At 63.4% G+C, this 19,261-nt stretch carries 18 protein-coding genes and 1 riboswitch; of the genes, 6 read left to right on the top strand and 12 right to left on the bottom strand.

Annotation, left to right across the window (positions count from 1 at the left end; all coding sequences use genetic code 11):
* Nucleotides 1–8 precede the first annotated feature (8 nt).
* From gspF to ASN89_RS24795, 3 genes are read left to right on the top strand one after another with little or no spacing between them, the layout of a single operon-like run.
* Entirely contained in the window at nt 9–1,229 is a 1,221-nt protein-coding gene (gene gspF, locus ASN89_RS24805) for a type II secretion system inner membrane protein GspF (RefSeq protein ID WP_046682006.1), read from the top strand.
* 16 nt (nt 1,230–1,245) lie between these two features.
* Complete coding sequence (locus ASN89_RS24800) at nt 1,246–1,809, top strand: type II secretion system protein N (protein ID WP_082654741.1); 564 nt, start codon at nt 1,246–1,248, stop codon at nt 1,807–1,809.
* A 58-nt stretch (nt 1,810–1,867) separates the two neighbouring features.
* Entirely contained in the window at nt 1,868–4,126 is a 2,259-nt protein-coding gene (locus ASN89_RS24795) for a patatin-like phospholipase family protein (protein ID WP_058051118.1), read from the top strand.
* Here the strand turns inward: ASN89_RS24795 and ASN89_RS24790 are convergent.
* A complete protein-coding gene (locus tag ASN89_RS24790) occupies nt 4,099–4,884 on the bottom strand; it encodes a helix-turn-helix domain-containing protein (protein WP_046682008.1) in 786 nt (261 codons plus the stop codon). The genes ASN89_RS24795 and ASN89_RS24790 overlap by 28 nt on opposite strands.
* Before the next feature lie 168 nt (nt 4,885–5,052).
* Between ASN89_RS24790 and ASN89_RS24785 the strand changes: the two genes are divergently transcribed.
* The gene (locus tag ASN89_RS24785; protein ID WP_046682009.1) at nt 5,053–5,667 is read left to right on the top strand and encodes an outer membrane protein; all 615 of its coding nucleotides are present in this window, start codon (nt 5,053–5,055) and stop codon (nt 5,665–5,667) included.
* A gap of 68 nt (nt 5,668–5,735) precedes the next feature.
* On the opposite strand, the gene ASN89_RS24780 is transcribed toward ASN89_RS24785, so the two are convergent.
* The 8 genes from ASN89_RS24780 to ASN89_RS24745 all read right to left on the bottom strand — a co-directional run bounded on the left by ASN89_RS24780 (nt 5,736) and on the right by ASN89_RS24745 (nt 13,146).
* Entirely contained in the window at nt 5,736–5,930 is a 195-nt protein-coding gene (locus ASN89_RS24780; RefSeq protein WP_034753063.1) for a hypothetical protein, read from the bottom strand.
* A gap of 18 nt (nt 5,931–5,948) precedes the next feature.
* Nucleotides 5,949–7,301 carry an ATP-dependent protease ATPase subunit HslU gene (gene hslU / locus ASN89_RS24775; RefSeq protein ID WP_058051146.1) on the bottom strand — a complete coding sequence of 451 codons (1,353 nt, stop codon included), beginning with the start codon at nt 7,299–7,301 and terminating at the stop codon, nt 5,949–5,951.
* A 38-nt stretch (nt 7,302–7,339) separates the two neighbouring features.
* Entirely contained in the window at nt 7,340–7,876 is a 537-nt protein-coding gene (hslV, locus tag ASN89_RS24770; RefSeq protein ID WP_034753065.1) for an ATP-dependent protease subunit HslV, read from the bottom strand.
* Between the two features lie 223 nt (nt 7,877–8,099).
* Nucleotides 8,100–8,552, bottom strand: coding sequence for an RNA polymerase-binding protein DksA (gene dksA / locus ASN89_RS24765; protein ID WP_034753066.1), 453 nt, complete (start codon nt 8,550–8,552; stop codon nt 8,100–8,102).
* A gap of 481 nt (nt 8,553–9,033) precedes the next feature.
* Entirely contained in the window at nt 9,034–10,116 is a 1,083-nt protein-coding gene (locus ASN89_RS24760) for a CobW family GTP-binding protein (protein ID WP_058051117.1), read from the bottom strand.
* A gap of 139 nt (nt 10,117–10,255) precedes the next feature.
* Nucleotides 10,256–11,203 (bottom strand): tyrosine recombinase XerC, encoded by a 948-nt coding sequence (locus ASN89_RS24755; RefSeq protein WP_058051116.1) that lies wholly within the window; start codon nt 11,201–11,203, stop codon nt 10,256–10,258.
* Nucleotides 11,204–11,210: 7 nt separating this feature from the next.
* Nucleotides 11,211–11,888, bottom strand: coding sequence for a DUF484 family protein (locus ASN89_RS24750; protein ID WP_058051115.1), 678 nt, complete (start codon nt 11,886–11,888; stop codon nt 11,211–11,213).
* Between the two features lie 178 nt (nt 11,889–12,066).
* The gene (locus tag ASN89_RS24745; protein ID WP_046682012.1) at nt 12,067–13,146 is read right to left on the bottom strand and encodes a porin; all 1,080 of its coding nucleotides are present in this window, start codon (nt 13,144–13,146) and stop codon (nt 12,067–12,069) included.
* Between the two features lie 415 nt (nt 13,147–13,561).
* Here ASN89_RS24745 and ASN89_RS24740 point away from each other — a divergent pair, with 415 nt between their 5' ends.
* On the top strand, nt 13,562–15,064 hold the full coding sequence (locus ASN89_RS24740; RefSeq protein WP_058051114.1) for a tetratricopeptide repeat protein: 1,503 nt from the start codon (nt 13,562–13,564) through the stop codon (nt 15,062–15,064).
* 11 nt (nt 15,065–15,075) lie between these two features.
* Here the strand turns inward: ASN89_RS24740 and dapF are convergent, their stop codons facing one another.
* From dapF to ASN89_RS24725, 3 genes are read right to left on the bottom strand one after another with little or no spacing between them, the layout of a single operon-like run.
* Nucleotides 15,076–15,939, bottom strand: coding sequence for a diaminopimelate epimerase (gene dapF / locus ASN89_RS24735; protein ID WP_058051113.1), 864 nt, complete (start codon nt 15,937–15,939; stop codon nt 15,076–15,078).
* A gap of 11 nt (nt 15,940–15,950) precedes the next feature.
* Nucleotides 15,951–16,826, bottom strand: coding sequence for a lipid A biosynthesis acyltransferase (locus tag ASN89_RS24730; protein WP_046682015.1), 876 nt, complete (start codon nt 16,824–16,826; stop codon nt 15,951–15,953).
* Nucleotides 16,823–17,692 (bottom strand): lysophospholipid acyltransferase family protein, encoded by an 870-nt coding sequence (locus ASN89_RS24725; protein ID WP_046682016.1) that lies wholly within the window; start codon nt 17,690–17,692, stop codon nt 16,823–16,825. Before ASN89_RS24725 ends, ASN89_RS24730 begins: the two co-directional genes overlap by 4 nt.
* 188 nt (nt 17,693–17,880) lie before the next feature.
* Here ASN89_RS24725 and metK point away from each other — a divergent pair, with 188 nt between their 5' ends.
* Nucleotides 17,881–19,047, top strand: a complete 1,167-nt coding sequence (metK, locus tag ASN89_RS24720) for a methionine adenosyltransferase (RefSeq protein WP_034783537.1) — start codon at nt 17,881–17,883, stop codon at nt 19,045–19,047.
* Nucleotides 19,048–19,170: 123 nt separating this feature from the next.
* Nucleotides 19,171–19,239: riboswitch (S-adenosyl-L-homocysteine riboswitch) on the top strand.
* Nucleotides 19,240–19,261: the final 22 nt, after the last annotated feature.

The raw sequence follows: 19,261 nt of genomic DNA, 5'->3' as shown, positions 1-19,261 counted from the left end.
CCGCCACCATGCCCGCATTCCGCTATGAAGCCGTCGACGCGCAAGGCGCCACCCGCAAGGGCGTGCTCAATGCCGACAGTCCCCGTTCCGCGCGCGCCGAGCTGCGCGTGCAAGGGCTGGTGCCGCTGGCCGTCGAACCGATCGCCGCGCAGGTCGACGCCGCCGGCGTGACCAAGCGGCGCGGCTTCGGCGAGCGTTTGTCCAGCACCGAGCTGGCCCTGTTTACGCGCCAGCTGGCCAGTTTGCTCGAGGCGGGCCTGCCGCTGGAGCAGGCCTTTTCCGCGCTGCTGGAACAGGCCGAGCGGCCCTACCTGCGCGACCTGATCGCCTCGATCCGTTCGGAAGTGATCGGCGGCGCCGCGTTTTCCGACGTGCTGGCGCGCCATCCGCGCGATTTCGCCGAGATCTATCGGGCGCTGGTGGCGTCGGGCGAGCAGATCGGCCATTTGTCGCGCGTGCTCTCGCGCCTGGCCGACTATATCGAGCGGCGCAATGCGCTGGTGCAGAAGGTCAAGCTGGCCTTTACGTATCCTGCCATCGTCACGGTGGTGGCGTTTTCCATCGTGATTTTCCTGCTCACCTACGTGGTGCCGCAGATCGTCTCTGTTTTCGCCAATACCAAGCAAAAGCTGCCCATGCTCACCGTGATCATGCTGGCGCTGTCGGACTTCGTGCGCAACTATGGCCTCATCGTGGCCGTGATCCTGGCCGGCGCCTGGTTCGCCTGGCGCCGCGCGCTGCAGCAGCCGGCCCTGAAACGGCGCTGGCATACCTGGCTGCTGACGGCCCCCTTGTACGGCAAGTTCGAGCGCAGCCTGAATACGGCGCGCTTTGCCAGCACGCTGGCCATCACCACGGGGTCCGGCGTGCCGATCCTGCGCGCGCTCGACACGAGCCGCGACACGCTTACCAACGTGGCGATGCAGGAACTGGTGACTGACGCCAGCGGCGCCGTGCGCGAGGGCGTCAGCCTGGCGCGCGCGCTGTCGGCGCAAAAGCACTTTCCACCGATGCTGATCCACATGATACGCGCCGGTGAAATCACGGGCGAGCTGCCGGCCATGCTGGAACGCGCGGCCAGCGCGCAGGAGCAGGACCTGGAACGCCGCACGCTGACCATCGCCGGCCTGCTGGAGCCGGCCCTGATCCTGGCCATGGGCGTGGTGGTGCTGCTGATCGTGCTGGCCGTGCTGATGCCGATTATCGAAATCAATCAGCTCGTCAGATAAGAAACCCAAGGAAGCCATGAAGCGTTTGCCTCAATTTACAAGTTTGCTCGCCGTCGTGGCGCTGTCCGTGTCGCTGGCCTATTGGGCCATGCAGCTGTTCAAGGCGCCGCAGCGCCCCATCAATCCGCCCGCCGTGCCGGTGGTGCAGGATGCCAGCGTGGAGGCGGGTGCTTCGCTGTTCGGCGGCCAGGTCAGCGTGGCCACGGCCAGCAACTACCAGCTCAAGGGCGTGGTCGCCGCCGGCAATGGCCGCGGCAGCGTGGCCATCATCTCGACCGATGGCAAGCCGTCCGTGGCCTTGCCGGAGGGCGCCGAGGTGGTGCCCGGCGTGACGGTGCTGGAAGTGCATGCGCGCCACGTGCTGCTGCGCGATGGCGGCGTGAGCAAGCGCATCGACCTGGTGGCCGACGACAAGGCGCTGGCCTTGCCGGGACCAGTGTCCGCCACCCCAACGGCTGCAGCGGCGCCGGCGCCGGCATCGAACCTGGTGCCGCCGCCGCTGCCGATGGAGCAGCAGCGTCCGGCCACCATCATGCCGGCGGCGCCGCAAGTGACCAGCAGCACGCCGCCGTCGAATTAACGCCGTTCTTATCGTATTTTGCCGATGGCGCCGTGCCGCCATCGCGACAGGAGTCCTCATGTTTTCGATCCGTGCCGTCCTGGCGGGCTGCGTGGCGGCGCTGTGCGCCTTGCCGCAAGCCGGCGCCGCAGCCGACGTTCCCGCCGCCACGCCTTCCCCCGTTTCCACCGTGGCCGTTCCCGCGCCTGTGCCGGCGCGTCCGCGCATCGCCCTCGTGCTGTCGGGCGGTGGCGCACGCGGCCTCGCGCATATCGGCGTATTGAAAGTACTGCAGGAGTTGCATGTGCCGATTGACATGGTGGTCGGCACCAGCATGGGCGGCGTGGTGGGCGGCGCGTATGCGGCCGGCGCTTCCGTGGCGGACCTGGAAAAGATGGCGCGCGAGACCAACTGGGCGCGCGTGGTGGCCGACCGGCCGCCGCGCGACGAACTGGCGTTCCGCCGCCGCGAGGAAGATTTATTGCTGCCGTCGCGCATCGAGTTTGGCACCAGCCGCAATGGCATTTCCACGCCGCCGGCGGCGGCCAGCAATGCGGCGCTGGAAATGGCCTTGAACCGGCTGCTGCCAGCCGGCATGCGCGACCGCCCCGCCAGCCAGCTGCCGCTGCCGTTCCGCTCGGTGGCGTCGGACCTGGTCAATGGCGAACTGGTGGAACTGGTCGACACGCCTTTGTTCCTGTCGATGCGCGCCTCGCTGGCCGTGCCGGGCGTGTTTGCCCCCGTGCGCGTGAATAACCGGCTGGTGGTCGATGGGGGCCTGGTGCGCAACCTGCCCGTCGACATGGCGCGCGCCATGGGCGCCGACATCATCATCGCCGTCAACGTGGGCACGCCGCTGGCGCCGGAAAAAGAGCTGGGCAGCGCCATCGGTGTGGCGCAGCAGATGCTGCAAATCCTCACGGAGCAGAACGTGCAGCGCTCGCTCAAGGAGCTGCAGCCGCAGGATATCCTGGTGGCGCCCGACCTGACGGGCGTCAGTTTCCTCGACTTTGAAAACTATGCGCGCGCCATGCGCGCCGGCGAACAGGCGGCGCAAGCCTTGGCCGCCCGCCTGGCGCCGCTGGCCCTGCCGCCGGAGCAGTATGCGGCGCGCGAGCAGCTGCGCCTGGCGGCGCCGGCCCTGCTGGACGTGGCCCTGCCGCTCACGCGCCTGGCAGTGGAGAGCGAAGGCGAAATCAATCCGCGCATCCTGCAGGCCCAATCGGGCTTGGTGGAAGGGCAGTCGGTCAGCCAGGAAGATGTGCTCAAGGCGGCCGCCAGACTGTATGGCCGTGGCGACGTGGCGCGCGTGGAGACGGAAGTGGTCGACGCGGGCGACCAGCGCACGGTCAATATCAAGGCCGTCGAAGCGCCATGGGCCAGCAACCGCCTGCGCGTGGGCCTGGAAATGGCCAGCGATTTCAGGGACAGCAATACCTTTGCCCTGAAGCTGCTGCACGTGCGCTCGAACTTGAACAGCTGGGGTGGCGAATTGCGCAGCATGGCGCAGATCGGCAATGCGCGCGGCTATGGGGTGCAGTTCTGGCAGCCGCTTGGGGCCGGCAACCCGTGGTATATCGCGCCGGAACTGCAGTACAGCTCGTCGGCGATGGATTTGTTCGACAAGGGCCGGCGCAGCTCCCGTGTGACATATAACGGCCAGACGGCGGCGCTGGTACTGGGACGCCAGTTCGGTACCTGGGGTGATCTGCGGTTTGGCGTCACGCGCACGGAGGTCAAGGGCAGGCTGGCGATTCCGGCCGACCCTACGCTGCCGGAGTCGCGCGCACTGGGCACCACGCAGTTTGTGCAGCTGCGCGTCGATACGCTCGATTCGCCGGGTTTCCCCACGCGCGGCATGCTGGTGGACGCTACCTGGACGCGTGATTCGAGCACGGGTTCGGGCGAAGCGGCCCTGGGCCGCTCTTCCATCACCGGCATGCAGGCTTTTAGCCGCGGCAACTGGGCCGGCCACGTGTATGGCGAATGGGCGCGCGCGCAGCGGGGCGAGGCGCCGCTCAGCCTGGGCGGCTTCCTGCGCCTGTCAGGCACGCAGTTCGAATCGGTGACGGGGCGCAGCGTGGCCCTGGCGCGCTTCGTGATGGCGCGCCGCATCGGTTCCCTGCCCAGCACCCTGGGCGGTGCCGTGCGGGCCGGCTTTTCGCTGGAAATGGGTGGCGGCTTCGATCAAAGCGAGCGCTGGAAATCCACCAAGTTCACGCAGGCCAGCAGCGCTTTCATTTCCGTCGATACGCGCTTCGGCCCCGTGTACATGGCTTCGGGCGCATCGAAGGGCGGCGAGAGCACGTTTTATCTGTTCCTGGGACCGGTCTGGTAAGGAGCCGCCGGAGCTGCCGCCGCCGAGCTGCGGCGCAGGGCCGTGAAGGCGGCAAATTCCCATGAGCGAAAGCCCAGCAGCAGGGTAAAGCCATCGCGCTCGGCGGGCGCCAGGCGCCGGTCGTTCTGGTGCAGGCGCGCCAGTTCCTCGGCCAGCTGGCGGATCTTTTGCACCAGTTCCTGTGCGCTCGACAGCGACAGGCGCGCCGGGATGCACATCAGGGTTTCGCCGGCGCCGTCGAAATGCCCGCTGAAATAATCGGCCACCACGTGTTCGCGGAAGTACTGCTGCACCGGGCCGTCGGCCAGCCAGTGGAAGGCGTTCGAGACGCGCAGGCTGTAGCGGTTCAGCGGCTTGAGTTCGATCAAGCCCAGGCGGTCCAGTTCGGCCAGGCAGCCGATGCATTCGGCCTGCGTCAGCGCATACGTTTCCACCACCTGCTCCAGGCTCCAGTGACCGAGGCAGCAGATCGCCACCAGCAGCAGGCGCGGATGCGCCACCAGCGACTTTTCCTGCACCAGGGTGAGCGTGTCGGCATGCGGCGTGATGTCGGCCGCGCCGCGCAGCACGTCTTCCATGGCGATGCCCGAGGCCTTGCAGATCAGGGCCAGGCGCGACAGCGACATGTCGTGCTGGCCAAACATGCGCTTGACGCTCGACTCGCTCATGCCGATGCGTTCGGCCAGTACCTTGTACGTGATGCCGGCGGCGCGCAGTTGGGTGCGCAGCACGCGCAAAACCAGTTCAGGTGAGCTCACGGGATATCCTTTTTTACAAGTTTGGTGGCGGATGACGGTACCGAATGTAGCCGTTAATGGCACTTTGCACAAGCTGATAGTACTTTTCTGCAAAAGAGATGACACTCCCGCTTGTGGCTCGCGCAGCGCGCTACAACCAGGCAATCCATCCACTTGTAGAGGTTATCCATGTTCCCATCTTTCCGTTTCCCCGCAGCGCTGCTGGCGCTGGCCACCATCGCTCCCCTGCATGCCACCGCAGCCGAGCCTGCACCAGGTCCCTTCTATGCGGGCGCCAGCTATGGCTTTCGCGCCAGCACGGGCCTCGATTGCATCGCCGGACAAAGCGATTGCGATAAAAGCAGCAAGCGCAATGGCAAGGCCTACCTGGGTTACAGTTTCGACGCGTTGCCGTTTCAGGGCGGCGTGGCCCTGCCTTCGATTGAGCTGGTGGGGTATATGGGCGGTGAGGTCAAGTCCGGCTTCGACACGGACGCGGGCAAGCGCGCTGGCCGCGGCAAGTTCACGGGCCTCGGCATGCAGGGCGTGCTCGGTTACCAGTTTGACGCGTTTACACTGAGTGGCCGCGCCGGCGCGGCCTACACGCAGGGCAAGGTCGATTATCTGGGCGGCGGTTCGGACAAGAAGAGCAAGATCGGCCTGACCTACGGCCTTGGCGCGGCGTATGCGCTGAACCAGAACTGGTCGCTGCACCTCGACTGGGACCGCGTGCCCGTCAAGTACAACAGCAAGCAAACGACCAAGGTCGACATGTTTTCGCTGGGCGCGTCCTACCGTTTCTAAGGGGATGCTGCTGCGGCAGAGAGTGGCCTGATGGCGGACGCCCTATAAAAGGGGTGTCCGCGGGCGGCCTATTTGTCCGTTTCTACTTTCAACAGCAGTTTCGCCAGCAGGCGTTTTTCCTGCTGGCGCTGGCCTGACACGGTTTTCACGTGCGCCCCGGCGGCGCGCTGCAGGGCTGCAGTGGCGACCGGGTTGCGCGGTTTTTGCGAGGGTTCGACGCGGAACTGCATTTTCTGCCGCGTCGCCAATGCCTTGTTTGCCATCGGTTTCCCCCTTCCTTCTTACAGCACGTAGCGCGACAGGTCCTCGTTGACCGACAGCGCTTCCAGGCGTTCGTTGACGTACGCGGCATCGATCACCAGCAGGTTTTCCGTGCTGCTGCTGCCTTCGCTGGCCGTAAACGACACTTCTTCCAGCAGTTTTTCCATCACCGTGTGCAGGCGGCGCGCGCCGATGTTTTCCGTGCGCTCGTTAACCGAGTAGGCGATTTCCGCCAGGCGCGTGATGCCTTCCGGCGCGAACTGCAGTTTCAGGTTTTCCGTTGCCAGCAAGGCTTCGTACTGCATCGTCAGGCAGGCGTCGGTGCTGGTCAAGATGCGCTCGAAGTCCGAGATCGACAGCGATTCCAGCTCCACGCGGATGGGAAAGCGTCCCTGCAGTTCCGGGATCAGGTCCGACGGTTTCGACAGGTGGAAGGCGCCCGAGGCGATGAACAGGATGTGGTCCGTGCGTATCATGCCGTACTTGGTGTTGACGGTCGTGCCCTCGACCAGCGGCAGCAGGTCGCGCTGCACGCCCGCGCGCGAGACGTCGGCGCCGCCGGACTCCGAGCGCGAGGCGATCTTGTCGATTTCATCGAGGAAGACGATGCCGTTCTGCTCGACGTTCTGGATGGCCTTCTGTTTCAGTTCATCTTCGTTGAGGAGCTTGGCCGCTTCTTCCTCGACCAGCAGTTTCAAGGCTTCCTTGATCTTGACCTTGCGCGCCTTCTTGCGCTGCGCGCCCACGCCCGAGAACATGGACTTGATCTGCTCCGTCATTTCTTCCATGCCGGGCGGCGCCATGATTTCCATCTGCGGGCCCGCCTCGGCCAGTTCGATCTCGATTTCCTTGTCATCGAGCTCGCCCTGGCGCAAGCGCTTGCGGAAGGTCTGGCGCGTGCTGTCGCCGCTGCCCGTGTCCACGGCCGCGGCCGTATTCGGCGTGAAGCCGAAGTCGCGCGCCGGCGGCACGAGGATGTCGATGACGCGGTCTTCGGCCGCATCTTCGGCGCGTGCGCGCACTTTCTTCATTTCCAGCGCGCGCGTCTGCTTGATGCCGATGTCGATCAGGTCGCGGATGATGGTGTCGACGTCGCGGCCCACATAACCGACTTCCGTGAATTTGGTCGCTTCGATCTTGATGAACGGCGCCTCGGCCAGCTTGGCCAGGCGGCGCGCGATTTCCGTCTTGCCGACGCCCGTGGGGCCGATCATGAGGATGTTCTTGGGCGTGATTTCATGGCGCAGGGGCTCGGCCACCTGCTGGCGGCGCCAGCGGTTGCGCAGGGCGATGGCGACGGCGCGCTTGGCCTTGGCCTGGCCCACCACGTGCTTGTCGAGTTCGGTAACGATTTCCGACGGGGTCATGTTCATGATCATAGTTGGCTTTCTATTCTGTGCTCGGGGCGTGCTTAGTCGAGCGTCTCGATGATGTGCGACATGTTCGTATAAATGCAGAGTTCGGCGGCGATGGTCAGCGATTTCTTGACCACGTCGGCCGGCGACAAGTCCGTGTTTTCCTGCAGCGCCTTGGCGGCCGACTGGGCGTAGGTGCCGCCCGAGCCGATGGCGCCGATGCCGTCTTCCGGTTCCAGCACGTCGCCATTGCCCGTGATGACCAGGGTCGATTCGCTGTCGGCCACCAGCAGCATCGCTTCCAGGCGGCGCAGCACGCGGTCGGTGCGCCAGTCCTTGGCCAGTTCGACGGAGGCGCGCAGCAGATTGCCCTGGTGTTTTTCCAGCTTGCCTTCGAAGCGGTCGAGCAGGGTAAAAGCGTCGGCGGTGCCGCCGGCAAAGCCGACCAGGACTTTGCCCTGGTACAACTTACGCACTTTGCGGGCAGTGCCCTTCATGACGATGTTGCCGAGCGTTACCTGGCCGTCGCCGCCCAGGGCGACTTGCTTGCCGCGCCGGACGCAGAGGATGGTGGTGCCGTGAAATTGTTCCATAGTGACCTCAAAAGATTCGTGCCGATGCGTGCAAGGCCATGCGATTGCGCGCCCATGCTTCAAAAGTGGGGATGGAAAAGGCAATTGCAAGCGGCACTTGCCGCTGCCGTGCCTGCTTCAGTGTAGTCGGCGCGGGACGAAAAAAAAGCACGCAACCGAAGGTTGCATGCTTTTTTTTCGCCATCGCGGGGCCGCCGGGGCGGCCGCGCAAGGGGCAGGGCGATCAGTCGCCGTAGAGTTTTTGCTTCAGTTCGCGCCGTTGCTGGGCTTCCAGCGACAGGGTGGCGGTCGGACGGGCGATCAGGCGCGGGATGCCGATAGGCTCGCCCGTTTCTTCGCACCAGCCATAGTCGCCGGCGTCGATGCTGGCGATCGATTGCTGCACTTTCTTCAGCAATTTGCGCTCGCGGTCGCGCGTGCGCAGTTCCAGCGCATGCTCTTCCTCGATGGTTGCGCGGTCGGCAGGGTCCGGTACGAGCACGGTTTCACGCAAGTGTTCCGTGGTTTCACCGGCGTTTTTCAGCAGGTCTTTTTCAAGCTGCTGCAGGCGCGCCTTGAAGAATGCCAGTTGTGCCGGATTCATGTAGTCATCTTCGCTCATGGCGCGAATTTGATCTTCGCTGATGAGAGGGATGTCTTGGTTGGCGGCCGGGGTCGATTTATTAGTTTTGGTCATAACTTCGCTTACCTTCGATACGACAGAGTTTTCAAATTGATCAGTTGATGCGGCGATACCGAGCAACTGTACAGGTTCCGCTTGGCATTGCTGTCCCGCTGTACTGCGTGCGACCTTGGCTTGCCGGTGTAAGCCAGGACTACCGGCCGGCTAAGGTGCCATGTTGATAACTTTTTACCGCTCTATGCCAGTCGCGCTATGCGCGCGTCAACAGGCGTGTTGGGTGGATCGGTTGCATGCCTGGCATGCGGCCAGCGGCAGTTTGCCAGCATTTCATGACAGGCGAACGACATGGGCCGTTTTCGTCGCTGATTTTGGCACGCTTTGCTTTATATTGCCATCCCGATTTGTTGACTAGCCGATCAGAGACGGCTACTTGTTGGTTTATACCAGCAAGATGGGTGTCGGACAGCGGGAAAGCGTGCTTAACTTTCCCTTTTGTTTCTGCTTTGCAACGGATACTTTGCAAAACCCGGCTAGTTTATACCAAACATTGTTCGAGTCCGCGAATAAAAATGTCTTTTGGTAGATTTTTGCCAATAAACACCATTTTGCTGCCGCGTACTTCGTTTTCGCCCCATTTGGCACCCAGGTCGCTGCCCATCAGCTGATGCACGCCTTGGAAGACCACCTTGCGCTCGGCGCCCTGCATCAACAGCACGCCCTTGTAGCGCAGCATGCGCGGGCCATACACTTGCACCAGGCCGCCGAGGAACTCGTCGAGCTTGGCGCTGTCGAACGGTTGCGTGCTCTTGAAAACAAAGGCGGCGATATCGTCGCTGTGCTGCGCATGGTGGTGGTCGGCGTGGCCGCAATCGGTGGCGCAGGCCGCAGTGTGCTCATGTGCGTGCTCATGGGCGTGATCGTGGTCGTGCGCATGGTCATGATCGTGCACGTGCGCCGTTTCCGTGGCGAGGAAATCCGGATCCAGTTCCAGTTTTTCATTCAGGTTGAAACCGCGGATGTCGAGCACTTCGGCCAGCGGGGCGCGGCCGAAATCAACCTTGGCGATGGGGGCGCGGGGGTTGATGCGCTTCAGGCGGCGGGTCAGGGCAGCCACATCCCCTTCACCGACGAGGTCGGTTTTCGACAGCAGCAGCTTGTCGGCAAAGCCCACTTGTCGCTGGGCTTCCTCGTATTCATCGAGTTGTTTCATGGCATGGCGGGCATCGACCACCGTGATGATGGCGTCGAGCATGTAGTGGCTGCCCACTTCTTCGTCGACAAAGAAGGTTTGCGCCACGGGGCCGGGATTGGCCAGGCCCGTCGTTTCGATGACGACGCGGTCGAATGCCAGCAGGCCGGCGTCGCGCTTGCGCGCCAGTTCCGTCAGGCCCACGATCAGGTCGCCACGCACGGTGCAGCAGATGCAGCCGTTGTTCATCTCGATGATGTGCTCGTTGCTATCCTGCACCAGGATTTCATTGTCGATGTTTTCCTGGCCAAACTCGTTTTCGATCACGGCGATGCGCATGCCATGGTCTTCCTGCAGTATGCGGTTGAGCAAGGTGGTTTTGCCTGCGCCCAGGAAGCCGGTGAGGATGGTGGTTGGAATCAGTGCCATGAAGGATGCCTATGCTGTAATCGGTGGTGCCGCCGCGCAAGCGGAAGAATGCGGACGATTATGCCGGAATTTTGCAAAAGCTTGCAAATGCGGGCCGATCCGCTTGATATGGATCAGGCTGGCCAAGGGGCGCGGTTGTCTACTTGACCTTGGCGCGCGGGTGCGCTTGGTCATACACGTGCGCCAGGTGCTGGAAATCGAGGGCCGTGTAGACCTGGGTCGAGGTGATGCTGGAATGGCCCAGCATTTCCTGCACGGCGCGCAAGTCGCCCGACGATTGCAGCACGTGCGAGGCGAACGAGTGGCGCAGCACGTGCGGGTGCACGTTGGCGGGAATTTCGCTGGCCAGCGCGTGCGCCTTCAGGCGCAGCTGCAGTACGCGCGGCGAGATGCGCGTGCCGCGCGTGCTGAGAAACAAGGCAGCGCTGCCATCGGCGGCCGGCGGGCGCACGCCCAGCCAGGCGGTCAGGGCCACGAGGGCCGCCTTGCCGACGGGCACCTTGCGCATCTTGCTGCCTTTGCCCGTGACGATGACTTCGAAGCTGGCCATGTCGAGCCAGCCCAGCGAGGCGGGCTGGCCGCTCTCGGCCTTGCAGTAATGGGTGTCCAGGCTGGTCAGTTCAGACACGCGCAAGCCGCTCGAGTACAGCAGTTCGAACATGGCGCGGTTGCACAGTTGCTCCGGCTCGGCGGCGCCTTGCTGGTGTTGCGCAGGCGCCACGAGGCGCACGGCGTCGTCCACCGACAGGGCTTTGGGCAAGGTCTTGGCCCGCTTGGGGGCGCGGATGCCGTCGACGGGATTGGCGTCGAGCGCCGTTTCACCGCTGAGCCAGTTGAAAAAGCCCCGCCACGACGACAGCTTGCGGGCGATCGAGCGCGGGTCGAGGCCGCCGGCGTGCAGCTTGGCCGTGTAGCGGCGCACTTCGTTGTGCGCCAATGCCGTCCACGGCGTATTGCCGCTCAGCTCCAGCAAGGCGCGCAGGTCGCGCCCGTAGGCGTCCAGGGTATGCGGCGACAGCTTGCGCTGCGTGGCCAGCTGCGCCAGGTAGGCGTCGAGCCACTCGGCCTTGCCGCGCGCGTCACCCACGGCGTTCTCAGGCTGGCGAGCCGGCGCGCAGCGCGGCCAGGGCGGCGCTGGCCGTGGCGCCGATATGCACGAGGAAGTCCGTGCCCATGCTCGACGTAAAGCGTTCGCTGTCGGGCGAGCCCAGCACCAGCAAGCCGAAGGTGCCCGTGGTGTTCGGGGCGCGCAGGGCGATCATGACGGTCGATTCGATTTTGTCCGCCTGCAGCCAGTGCACGGCTTCGAAATCGCGGTTGCTGCCGCAGTACGGCGTTTGCAGGCTGTTGGCGAACATGCGCACGTCGGCCGTCACATCTTCCGTGAACCAGCCGTCGGCATGTTCCGGCAACACTTGCCACAGGCGCAGGCTGACGTAGGGCACGTCGAAATTGCTTTGCAAGGCGTCGACCAGCACGCGCGGCATATCCGCATCGTTGCGCACCTGCAGCATGGCCTGGTTCCAGCCGTGGAACTTGCTGGCGATATCGCCATTTTCCTCGGCCACGCGGCTCAGCTTGGACATGCGCAGCTCGAGCGCCTTGTACTTGTCGCGCATCACTTCCATCTGCCGCTCCTGCAGCGAGATGGTGCGTCCCGTCAGCGGGCTGCTCAGCTTGACCTCGCCGAGCAGGGTGGTATGCTCTTCGAAGAAATTCGGATGCTCGCTCAGGTACTGGGCGACGGTGCTGGAATCGAGTGTGGCGGTCATTGAGAATGTCTGTCAGTGAAAGTTGAACGCTTCATTCTAACCGAGAGTGCGGCGGCTTAGGCGCAAAGGGCGCGGCGCCCGTGCATTTTCCGTGTGCCCATGAAAAAAGCGGCATGGTTGCCCATGCCGCTTTGCATTCCTTGCTCAGCAATCACCCACGAAGGGTGATTGTGGGGCATTAGAAGTTGTGATGTAAGCCCAGGCCGATGTAGTTGACCGAGGTGGTGTTGTTGTAGTTGGTGACGCTAGCCGACTTCTTGTTCGAAATATCTGCGTACAAGTAGGTACGCTTCGACAGATTGTAGTCGTAGCCCAGCGATGCCTGCTTGGTCTTGGCGACGCCGTCCGGCGTTTTTTGACCGTAGCCAGCGCGGATCTTGCCTGGGCCGACGTCATAGTTGGCGCCCAGCACCCACGATTTGGTGTCGGTATTGACGATTTTGAAATTGCCGTCATCCTGATGCTGGTACGATGCCATCAGTTTCAATTCCGCGATCGGGTTGAACGATGCGCCAACCGACCACAGCTTGGCTTGCAGGCCGTTACGCTCGTAGGCAGCCATGGCGGCGAACTGGGCGTTGTTGTAGGTTGCCGACACCGAGTACGGGTTCGACGCTGGCGCCACATTGGCTGGCAGGGCGAAGTTGCCGGTGGCGTTCGTCGTCAGGTTGCGCACGGTGGCTGCAACGGCGGCGTTGTTGTTCGCTTCCTTGGCGGCCACGGTGGCGTTGAACTGGAAGCCGCTGATGACTGGCGAGTTGTAGAACACGGCATTCGAGAAGCGGTTACGCGAGTTGCCTGGTGCGCTCAGCGGATCGCTGGTGTAGCCGGCAACGGTCAGGTCGGTCTGGAAACCGGCTGGCGTAGGCATGCCCGACCATGGTTCGAAACCGGTGCTCGTTTCCTGGAAAGCGGTCAGGCCACGGCCCAGGCGTACGGTACCGAAGTCGCCTTGCAGGCCGACGCGGCTTTGACCCTGGAACAGCGGACGCGAATTGGCGCCCGACGTGTTTTCTACGGTGCCGGTGTCGGACTCATAGCGAATTTCCAGTTGGAAAATAGCTTTCAAGCCATTGCCCAGATCTTCCGTACCCTTGAAGCCCAGTTTGTTGTTGTCGCGCTTGGTGACGGCGGTGGTCGAACCAGTCGCTTTACCCAGGCCTGCATCGATCGTGCCGTAGATTTGGACGGACGACTGCGCTTGTGCGGTTGCGGCAAAGGCGCCGAAGAGTGCGAGGGCAACGAGTGATTTTTTCATGTCTTATTCCCTATTAAAAGTGAGTTCCGTCCGAGATCCGAGCAGATTGAAATGCGCTAACTGTCGCGTTTCGATGAATGAACCTTAATTCGTCGGCGCGCAAGACGTGCGGGATTGGTCAAATGTGCGTGAAAAGATTGGTGAAAAGCGGCATAACTGCATGCCCCTGTTGTATTTTTGTAACGCGCGATTTTTGCCACTCGTGCGCCGATGGCCAGCGTTCTCCCATCGCCACCGTAGCGGCGCCTTGCAATCTTGGCATGTCCGGGCCAGGACATTGTTGCGTTGAATCAAGTTCTTGAGTCCGCTTTGGCGGATTTATGACACAAGGACGTTACACTAAGGGAAGGCCTGCACTGATGGGCCTGGAGACGGCTTACTATTATTAGAATCATTGACTCAATATCGAGAATCGATGGCAAATCGCGAAACATTAGGATTGATCAAGGGCGCACGTGCTGGCGATGTAGCTTGCCAGCTGGCGTTGGGGCGGGTGTATCTGTTTGGCCAGGGGGTGCCGCAAAGCTTGCCGACCGCCTTGCACTGGCTGGCGCGGGCGGCCCAGGAGGATAGCGAAGAAGCGTGCTTGCTGATAGGCACCCACGTGCCTTTCGAAGTGGCGCAACCGGCAGCCAAGGCGCTGATCCCCTATTACGCGCAAGCGTTCGATGCGGGTCTGGTGCAGGCGGGCCTGGTGCTGGCGCAACTGGTGCTGGGCAATGCCGCCAGTCACTGTGACGCCTTGCGCGCCAAGGCGCGCGTGGCGCTCGACGCCGCCGTGCGCGCCGGTTTGCCCGATGCGCAATGGTTGTTATCCCTGCAAGAAAAATCATCCGCGACACCGGGGCCCGACACCAGCGCCGCTGACAGGCAAGCCATCGATGGCGACACGCCGCTGCACGCCTGGCTGGAGCAGGCGTGGAGCCAGGGCAACCATGCGGGCTTCCTGTCGAAAGGCTTGCCGCTGGCGCGCGAGCTGTTGCAGCGCCAGGCTGCGGCCGGTACGCGCACGATCGCCCTCGACGCGCAGCAGGTGCTGTTGCTGTCGCGTTGTGCCCAGGCGTTGGCGCCTGGCGGCGATGCCGAGGGCTGGCAGTGCTGCGAGCTGGCCGCGCATGGCGGCGACCGCACGGCGCAACTGGAGCTGGGGCTCGGCTATGCGCGCATGGATGCGCACGGCCGACGCCTGGCCACGCGCAATGGCGCGGCCAATTTCAAGCGTGCCGTGCGCTGGCTGACGCAGGCTGGCGAACAGGGGCTGGCCGAAGCCTGGTTCGTGCTGTCGCGCATTTATACGAAACCGGAATTTTCCCAGCGCAATGTGGTCGAGGCCCATTTCTGCCTGGAGCGTGCCGCCGACCTGGGGCATGGCCCGGCCCAGCTCGAGTGCGGCATGCATGCCTGGCGTAACCGCCGCGATGGCGTCAACAACGATGTGCGGGCTGCGTACTGGCTGCTGCAGGCGCAGGCGCAAGGCAGCAGTGAAGCGGAAGCGGCGCTGGCGAAAATCGCGCCGCAAGGCGAGCCCGGCGACTGGGGCCAGTGTGCCGCCATGCACGCCGATGGGCATTTGCGCCAGCTGGGCCAGAACCATCCCCTGCTGGCGGCGCGCCTGGCGCTGGCGCGCTGCTTTCATCTGTCGCGTGCCGAGGCGCTGCTGCTCGATATCCACGCGGCCGACCAGGGGCATTGTTTGCTGATCGATATCAGCGCCACGCATGGGCGCGGCAAGCGGCGCCTGGTGCTGATCCGCACGGCGCAGGAGCGCCAGCTGCTCGACCAGGTGGTGCGCCTGTTCGAGCGCGTCGATTGCGGCATCGATGGTCCAGAAGGCAATTACCGGCAGCGCCTGTACCGCCTGAAGTGCTACCTGGCCGAGCTTGATGTCGCGCAGGATCAGCAGTTCCTGGCGGCATGATGCAGCGTTGATTACAGCTCGATCGTGCCTTCGAACACGGTCACGGCCGGGCCCGTCATCAGCACGGGATGGCCGGGGCCTTGCCAGGCGATCGACAGTTCGCCGCCGCGCGCGCTGATGCGCACGGGGGAATCGAGCGAGCCGCGACGGATGCCGGCCACGGCGGCGGCGCAGGCGCCCGTGCCGCACGCCAGGGTTTCGCCCGCGCCCCGCTCGTACACGCGCAGTTTCACGTGCTGGCGGTTGACGATCTGCATGTAGCCGGCGTTGACTCTGCGGGGAAAGCGCGGGTGGTGCTCGATGCGCGGGCCCGTCGTTTCCAGGTCTTGCGCGTCGACATCGTCGACCACTTGCACGGCATGCGGGTTGCCCATCGACACGACGGACACCAGCACGGTTGTATCGTTGCCCGGCAGCGCCAGGTCCAGCGGCCACAGCAGATCACTGCCCTCCGTCACGCCGTCCAGTCCCGCCGCATCGAACGGCACCAGCGCGGGCTCGAGCACGGGCGCGCCCATGTCGACCGTGATGCTGCCGTCGAGTTCCAGGCGCGGCGCGATGACGCCGGCCATGGTTTCCACGCGGATGCTGGCCTTGCTGGATAACCCTTTTTCGCTGACGAACTTGACGAAGGCGCGCGCGCCGTTGCCACATTGCTCGACTTCGCCGCCATCGTTGTTATAGATGCGGTAGCGGAAGTCGCAGCCGGGCAGGCGCGGCTTTTCCACCACGAGGATCTGGTCGGCGCCGATGCCGAAACGGCGGTCGGCCAGGCGCTGCCACTGGGCTGGCGTGAAATCGATATCCTGGTTGATGGCGTCGATGACGATGAAGTCATTGCCGGCGCCATGCATCTTGGTAAAGTGGAGTTTCATGGTCTGCCGTATCACTTGTGCTGGTTATAGAACGACGCTTCGCCTTCCGGGCGCGTCTTGAAGCGTTTATGTGTCCAGAAATACTCGGCCGGCGCTTCGCGCACGCGCTCCTCGATGAACTCGTTCATGCGGCGCGTGGCGGCCGTGATGTCGTCGCCCGGATAATCGTCCCACGCCGGATAGTAGGTCACTTGCCAGCCCTGGTAGTTGGGCAGGAAGGTGGCGATGACGGGAATGACCTGCGCCTTGGCGGCCAGCGCCAGGCGCGCCGTGGCCGTCAGGGTGGCGGCGGGCACGCCGAAGAAGGGCACGAATTCCGCATCCTTCTCGCCGAAATCCATGTCCGGCAGCATGAAATACGGCAAACCGTCGCGCAGCGCGCGCAGAATTGTTTTGATGCCGTCCTGGCGCGTAAACAGCTTGGGCGGCTTGAAGCGCGAACGGCCGTTGCGCAGGGCCTGATCGAAGGCGGCGTTCTTTTGCTGCACGTACATCGACGAGGCGGAAATTTCCATGGCCGTGGCGGCGCCGGCCACGTCGAGGCAGACAAAGTGCGGGCACAGCAGGATGGTGGGCTTGGCCGCGATCTGCTGGCCCGGGAAGGCGGGTACCTTCTTGATCAGGCGGTTCAGGCGCGCTTCCGACGACCACCACAGGATGCTGCGCTCCCACACGCTGCGCGAATACGCCTGGAAATGCTGGCGCGCCAGGGCCACGCGCTGTTGCTCCGTCAATTCCGGCATGCACAGGCGCAGATTCGTCAGGGCGATCCTGCGCCGTGTGGGCATGGCGATGAAGAGCACGCTGCCGACGGCCACGCCGAAGCGGCCGAGGATGGGTAAAGGCAGCCAGTGCAGCAGCCACATGAAGGCGATCAGCAGTCTCATGCCTGCTCCCCGGCGGTATCGGGTATCGCGGGAGTGGGCGGCGGTGCGCCGCGCGGTACTTTATAGCGGTTGTAGCTCCACAGGTATTGCGCCGGGCTGCGCGCGATCAATTGCTCCATGGCCGCATTGATGGTGCGCGCCTGCTCGGCCGAAGTGCTGTCGAGCGACTCGGTGAACGGCACGAAATGCACAACATAGCCGCGCCCGCCCGGCAGGCGTTCCGCGTAGGTGATGATGACTTCGGCGCCGCCCATCTGCGCCAACTTGGCCGGCAGGGTCATGGTGTAGGCGGGGCGGCCGAAGAAATCGGCCCACACGCCTTCGCCTTCCTGCGGCACCTGGTCGGGCAGCAGGCCGATGGGCTGGCCCTTTTTCAGGCATTTGGCAAAGATGCGCACGCCCGACATATTGGCTGGCGCCAGCATCAGGTTTTCGCGCGCACGGGCCCCTTCGATCAGCGGTTTCAAGGCGGCGCGCTTGGGCGGACGGTACATCACGGTGAGCGGCGTGCGCAGCGCGATTTGCTGGGCGACGATTTCAAAGCAGCCCAGGTGCGGCGTGAGGAAGACGATGCCGCGGCCGTGCTGCAGGGCTTTTTCCACCAGTTCCCAGTTTTCCACCGTCGCATGGCGCGCCACGCGCTCGGCCGGCGCGCACCAGATGAAGGGCAGTTCCAGCACACTCTTGCCCGCTTCGGCCACGGCCGTGTGCAAGTGTTGCGAAAACCCCGCACCCTGCATGTTCTCGCGCATGCGGCGGCGGTAGGACGGGGAAATGGCGTAAATCACCCAGCCGAGCGCAGCGCCCAGGCCATGCAGGACGGGCAGGGGAAAGATGGACAAGAAGCGGAAAATTGGGACTAACATGTATAAGCGGTTTCCAGGAATGGCGTGTTGCTGTGCCAAAATTTTTTAAGAAGCGTAAAATACCACGTATGCAGTAACCGCTGAGTTAATAGACAACTTGCGAAGCGGAATATAAATATCGCTAAAGCGTCGCAGGCAAAATCCTCTTTACTGCGACAGAACATTCACATAGTAAACAGGAGCTTGCAATGTCAAACGACTATCTCTTCACTTCCGAATCCGTTTCGGAAGGCCATCCCGACAAGGTTGCCGATCAAATTTCCGACGCCATCCTTGACGCCATCCTGACCCAGGATCCGGCCGCCCGCGTGGCTGCAGAAACCCTGTGCAACACGGGTCTGGTGGTGCTGGCTGGCGAGATTACCACGCACGCCAATGTGGATTATATTCAAGTTGCGCGCGAAACCATCAAACGCATCGGCTACGACAACACGGAATACGGCATCGACTACAAGGGTTGCGCCGTGCTGGTGGCCTATGACAAGCAGTCGCCGGACATCGCGCAAGGCGTCGATGAAGGCGCGGGTATTGACCTGGATCAAGGCGCTGGCGATCAGGGCTTGATGTTCGGTTATGCCTGCGATGAAACGGCCGAGCTGATGCCGGCCGCCATCCACTACGCGCACCGCCTGGTCGAGCGCCAGTCGCAGCTGCGCAAGGATGGCCGTTTGCCATGGCTGCGTCCGGATGCGAAATCGCAAGTGACCCTGCGCTACGTCGATGGCCGTCCCGTCGGCGTGCACACGGTCGTGCTGTCGACCCAGCATGCGCCGGAAATCTCGCACAAGCAGATCGAAGAAGCCGTCATCGAGGAAATCATCAAGCCGATCCTGCCGCGCGAATGGCTGACGGAGACCAAATTCCTCGTCAACCCGACGGGCCGTTTCGTCATCGGCGGTCCGCAAGGCGATTGCGGCTTGACCGGCCGCAAGATCATCGTCGACACCTACGGCGGCGCAGCCCCGCACGGCGGCGGCGCGTTCTCGGGCAAGGACCCATCGAAAGTCGACCGTTCGGCAGCCTACGCGGCCCGCTACGTGGCGAAAAACATCGTCGCGGCCGGCCTGGCGCGCCAATGCCAGGTGCAGGTCAGCTACGCCATCGGCGTGGCCAAGCCGATCAACATCACCGTCTACACGGAAGGCACGGGCGTGATTCCTGACGCGGAAATCGCCAAGCTGGTGCTGGCGCACTTTGATTTGCGTCCAAAAGGCATCGTGCAAATGCTCGACCTGCTGCGCCCGATCTACCAGAAGAGCGCCGCTTACGGCCATTTCGGCCGCGAAGAGCCGGAATTCACGTGGGAACGCACGGACAAGGTCGCCCTGCTGCGCGACGCTGCCGGCCTGAAGTAATCTAGTCATATTTGCAAGAAAAGCGCCCCGGCCTGCTGGCTGCGGGCGCTTTTTTTATGTGTTGTTACATGGCAATACATGGCGAACAGGCTGGCGCGGCGGCCTTGACAATGTTAAAATCCCCCGTCCGAGGAGCGTTGCGACGAAGAAATTCGCCAGGCTCGGAATATCCTGCAACTGCGCTCACGTACCTTTTTCAACTGAAAGGAGGGCG

The sequence above is a fragment of the Janthinobacterium sp. Ant5-2-1 genome (assembly GCF_001445815.1).
Taxonomy (GTDB): Bacteria; Pseudomonadota; Gammaproteobacteria; order Burkholderiales; family Burkholderiaceae_D; genus Janthinobacterium; species Janthinobacterium lividum_E.
The sequence above is the reverse complement of the archived record's forward strand: the minus strand, read 5'-3'. Positions and strand labels throughout refer to the sequence as shown.

Bases quoted from the DNA above. Each gene is read 5' to 3' on its own strand.
- dksA (WP_034753066.1), bottom strand. From the start codon at position 8,552: ATGACCAAAACTAATAAATCGACCCCGGCCGCCAACCAAGACATCCCT.
- hslU (WP_058051146.1), bottom strand. From the start codon at position 7,301: ATGAACATGACCCCGTCGGAAATCGTTACCGAACTCGACAAGCACGTG.
- ASN89_RS24745 (WP_046682012.1), bottom strand. From the start codon at position 13,146: ATGAAAAAATCACTCGTTGCCCTCGCACTCTTCGGCGCCTTTGCCGCA.
- ASN89_RS24725 (WP_046682016.1), bottom strand. From the start codon at position 17,692: ATGTTAGTCCCAATTTTCCGCTTCTTGTCCATCTTTCCCCTGCCCGTC.
- dapF (WP_058051113.1), bottom strand. From the start codon at position 15,939: ATGAAACTCCACTTTACCAAGATGCATGGCGCCGGCAATGACTTCATC.
- metK (WP_034783537.1), top strand. From the start codon at position 17,881: ATGTCAAACGACTATCTCTTCACTTCCGAATCCGTTTCGGAAGGCCAT.
- ASN89_RS24800 (WP_082654741.1), top strand. From the start codon at position 1,246: ATGAAGCGTTTGCCTCAATTTACAAGTTTGCTCGCCGTCGTGGCGCTG.
- ASN89_RS24760 (WP_058051117.1), bottom strand. From the start codon at position 10,116: ATGGCACTGATTCCAACCACCATCCTCACCGGCTTCCTGGGCGCAGGC.
- ASN89_RS24740 (WP_058051114.1), top strand. From the start codon at position 13,562: ATGGCAAATCGCGAAACATTAGGATTGATCAAGGGCGCACGTGCTGGC.
- ASN89_RS24785 (WP_046682009.1), top strand. From the start codon at position 5,053: ATGTTCCCATCTTTCCGTTTCCCCGCAGCGCTGCTGGCGCTGGCCACC.
- gspF (WP_046682006.1), top strand. From the start codon at position 9: ATGCCCGCATTCCGCTATGAAGCCGTCGACGCGCAAGGCGCCACCCGC.
- hslV (WP_034753065.1), bottom strand. From the start codon at position 7,876: ATGGAACAATTTCACGGCACCACCATCCTCTGCGTCCGGCGCGGCAAG.
- ASN89_RS24780 (WP_034753063.1), bottom strand. From the start codon at position 5,930: ATGGCAAACAAGGCATTGGCGACGCGGCAGAAAATGCAGTTCCGCGTC.
- ASN89_RS24795 (WP_058051118.1), top strand. From the start codon at position 1,868: ATGTTTTCGATCCGTGCCGTCCTGGCGGGCTGCGTGGCGGCGCTGTGC.
- ASN89_RS24750 (WP_058051115.1), bottom strand. From the start codon at position 11,888: ATGACCGCCACACTCGATTCCAGCACCGTCGCCCAGTACCTGAGCGAG.
- ASN89_RS24730 (WP_046682015.1), bottom strand. From the start codon at position 16,826: ATGAGACTGCTGATCGCCTTCATGTGGCTGCTGCACTGGCTGCCTTTA.